Annotated in this window: 2 protein-coding genes; one reads left to right on the top strand and one right to left on the bottom strand. The window is 74.6% G+C overall.

What is annotated here, in order from left to right; genetic code table 11:
* Positions 1 to 94 precede the first annotated feature (94 nt).
* Positions 95 to 676, bottom strand: coding sequence for a helix-turn-helix domain-containing protein (locus tag Pma05_RS36900; RefSeq protein WP_203862165.1), 582 nt, complete (start codon positions 674 to 676; stop codon positions 95 to 97).
* A gap of 76 nt (positions 677 to 752) precedes the next feature.
* On the opposite strand from Pma05_RS36900, the gene Pma05_RS36895 reads away from it, so the two are divergent.
* Complete coding sequence (locus Pma05_RS36895) at positions 753 to 2,339, top strand: methyltransferase domain-containing protein (protein WP_203862164.1); 1,587 nt, start codon at positions 753 to 755, stop codon at positions 2,337 to 2,339.
* Positions 2,340 to 2,368: the final 29 nt, after the last annotated feature.

The following is a 2,368-nucleotide window of genomic DNA, read 5'->3' as shown; positions in this document are numbered from 1 at the left end:
TGCCACACGGTCCTGCCGCACGGTCCTGCCGCACGGTCCTGCCGCACGGTCCTGCCGCACGGTCCTGCCGCACGGTCTGCCCGCACGGTCCGGCTCAGCGGGCCGACGGGCGGGCCCGGACGTGCAGGCGTTCGCCCTGTGGGCCGAAGAGGGAGAGCACCTCGGTGACCCCCGGGCCGGGGTTGGAGACGTGGTGCGGGACCCGGGTGTCGAACTCGGCGACCTCGCCGGGGGTCAGGATCAGGTCGTGCTCGCCGAGCAGCAGCCGCAGCCGCCCGGAGAGCACGTAGAGCCACTCGTAGCCCTCGTGGGTCTGCTGTTCCGGCTCGCCACTCGGGGTGTTCGGCGGCAGGATCTGCTTGAACGCCTGCAAGCCGCCCGGCCGGCGGGTCAGCGGGAGGAACGTGACGCCGTGCCGGACGATCGGCCGGGGATGCACCCGGGGGTCGGCGGTGGCGGGCGCGTCGACCAGCTCGTCGAGCGAGACCTGGAAGGCCCGGGCGAGCGGCAGCAGCAGCTCCAGGGTCGGCTTGCGACCGCCGGACTCCAGCCGGGACAGGGTACTCACCGAGATGCCGGTGACCTCGGCGAGCTGGGTGAGCGTGCTGCCCCGCTGCGTGCGTAGCTGTCGCAGCCGGGGGCCGACCGAGGTCAGCGCGAACTCGTCCTTTGCCATACCGGCAAGGATAGTTGCCGAGCGGCTCCTCCGCGCGCACCGTGGACGCGTACCGCCTGAGGAAGGGAAGCGCAGCATGGAGAAGACGTACGACGTGGTGGTCGTCGGTGGCGGGGCCGCCGGGCTGGCCGGAGCCCTGGCGCTGGCCCGGGCCCGGCGGTCGGTGCTGGTGGTGGACGCCGGCGAACCGCGCAACGCACCGGCCGACCGGGTGCACAACTACCTCGGCCGGGAGAGCACTCCGCCGGCCGAACTGGTGGCGGACGGGCGTGCCGAGGTGATCGGGTACGGCGGCGAGATCCTGACCGGTCGGGTCGGGACGGCCGCCCGGGACGGCGACGGGTTCCGGCTGACCCTGGACGGCGGGGCCGAGTTGCGGGCCCGGCGGCTGCTGGTGACGACCGGGTTGGTCGACGAGTTGCCCGAACTGCCCGGGCTGGCCGGGCGGTGGGGTCGCGACGTGCTGCACTGCCCGTACTGCCACGGCTGGGAGGTGCGGGACCGCCGGATCGGCGTACTGGTCACCGGGCCGACCGCCGTGGCGATGCACCAGGTGAACCTGTGGCGGCAGTGGAGTTCGCAGGTGATGCTGCTGACGCACCACGCCCCGGAACTGGAGCCGGCCGACGCCGAACAACTCGCCGCCCGGGCCATCCCGGTCGTCCCGGGCCCGGTCGCGGGGCTGGAGGTGGTCGACGACACGCTCACCGGGGTACGCCTGGCCTCGGGCGAGGTCGTCGCGCTCGACGCGGTCGTGGTCGCGCCCCGGTTCACCGCCCGGGCCGGCGTGCTGGAGTCGCTCGGGGTCAAGCCGGTCGACGTGGAGATGGGCGGGCACGTCGTCGGCAGCCAGATCCCGGCCGACCCGAGCGGGCTGGCGGCACCGGGGGTCTGGGTGGCGGGCAACGTGGCAGACGTACGTGCCCAGGTGATCTCGGCAGCCGCGTCCGGGTTGCTGGCCGGGGCGACCATCAACGCCGACCTGGTCGCCGAGGAGACCCGGGACGCCGTCGAGTCCTACCGGCACCAGGTGCACACGATCTTCGAGCAGGAGGGCTGGGAGGAGCGTTACCGGGCCCGCCCGGCGATCTGGAGCGGGCACCCCAACCTCCAACTCGTCGCCGAGGCGGCGGAACTGGCGCCGGGCCGGGCCCTCGACGTCGGCAGCGGAGAGGGCGCCGACGCCATCTGGCTGGCCGAGCGGGGCTGGCAGGTGACCGGGGTGGACATCTCGACCGTCGCACTCGGCCGGGCCGCCGGGCACGCCGAGGCGGCCGGTGCCGAGGTCGCCGCCCGGATCGACTGGCTGCACGCGGACCTGCGCGAGCAGCCGCCCGCCGAGGGCCGGTACGACCTGGTGTCGTCGCAGTACATGCACCTGCCCGGGGCGGCGCGACGGGAGCTGTTCGCCCGGCTCGCCGCCGCGGTGGCCCCCGGCGGCACCCTGCTGGTCGTCGGGCACCACCCGTCCGACCTGCGTACCTCGGCGCACCGGATGCACTTCCCGGACATGATGTTCACCGCCGAGGAGGTCGCCTCCGCGCTCGACCCGAGCGCCTGGACGGTGCTGGCCGCCGAGACCCGACCCCGGTCCAGAGTGGATCCGGAGGGACACGAGGTGAACATCGCCGACGCCGTGCTGGTCGCCCGCCGCCGCCGCTAGCCGACCCGGCGCGGGCCCGGTGGCTCAGC

Origin of the sequence: Plantactinospora mayteni (assembly GCF_016862935.1) — a bacterium.
Lineage (GTDB): Bacteria > Actinomycetota > Actinomycetes > Mycobacteriales > Micromonosporaceae > Plantactinospora > Plantactinospora mayteni.
The sequence above is the reverse complement of the archived record's forward strand: the minus strand, read 5'-3'. Positions and strand labels throughout refer to the sequence as shown.

Bases quoted from the DNA above. Each gene is read 5' to 3' on its own strand.
- Pma05_RS36900 (WP_203862165.1), bottom strand. From the start codon at position 676: ATGGCAAAGGACGAGTTCGCGCTGACCTCGGTCGGCCCCCGGCTGCGA.
- Pma05_RS36895 (WP_203862164.1), top strand. From the start codon at position 753: ATGGAGAAGACGTACGACGTGGTGGTCGTCGGTGGCGGGGCCGCCGGG.